General features: G+C 71.0%; 1 protein-coding gene. It reads right to left on the reverse strand.

Annotation, left to right across the window (positions count from 1 at the left end; all coding sequences use genetic code 11):
- A partial coding sequence (locus JHN45_RS52450) for an SMP-30/gluconolactonase/LRE family protein (RefSeq protein ID WP_201056582.1) occupies positions 1-802 on the reverse strand: 802 nt, incomplete at its 3' end.
- Positions 803-835: the final 33 nt, after the last annotated feature.

Genomic DNA, 835 nt, shown 5'->3' on the forward strand with positions numbered 1-835 from the left:
TGGTGACCTTGGCGTCGAGGTCGAACACGCCGATCCGGTTCAGGCGGTTCTGGACGACGTACAGCGTCCGGCCGATCCGGAACAGACCGTCGCCGTTGACCACGTCGGTCGCGCCGCTCAGGGCGATCTCGGTGGCGTGGCCGGTCTTGAGGGAGACGCGGTAGAGCTTGCCGGGGCTGCTGCTGACGACGATGAGGCCGTGCCCGTCGGGGGTGCCGACGATCCCGTTGGCGTTGTTCACCCCGGGCGTCTGCACCCAGTCGCCGGTGAGCGGCAGGGCGGTGACCTCGCCCGTACGGCCGCGGGGGACGCCGTAGAGCACGGCGTCGAGGGAGTCGGTGAACCAGGCGCGGTCGCCGAGCAGGGTGATGTCGTTGATGAAGTGACCGGTGGCGGGCGTGAGTTGATAGGTCGTCAGGATCTCGCCGGTGCGGGAGTCGACGACTCGTGCGGCTCCGGTGCTGCCGGCGACGTACAACAGGCCGTCGTGGTCGAGCTTCAGGCCGACGGAGACCAGGCCGGTGGCGCCCTCGGAGAGGATCTTGCCCTCGCCGGTGCGCAGGTCGGTGCGGTAGATCGCGCCGTTGGCACGGGAGCCCAGGTAGGCGTACGGCCTGCTGCCGATGGCGATGCCTTCGGGGAGCCAGCCATTGGGCAGCGGGAACTCCGTCGGCCAACTGGCCGCTCTGGTGGACGAGTTGGCGCGTGCCGTGCCGGTGCCGGCCGTGACAGCGAGGGCGGTCAGGGCGGCGCCGCCGAGTAAGGCGGCGCGTCGGCTGGGCTCGGGGTGGTTCCGGGTCATCGTTCGGGCCTCCGGGGACGAGTGGGGTGGGGG

It is taken from the genome of Streptomyces sp. MBT53, from assembly GCF_016654115.1.
GTDB lineage: Bacteria > Actinomycetota > Actinomycetes > Streptomycetales > Streptomycetaceae > Streptomyces.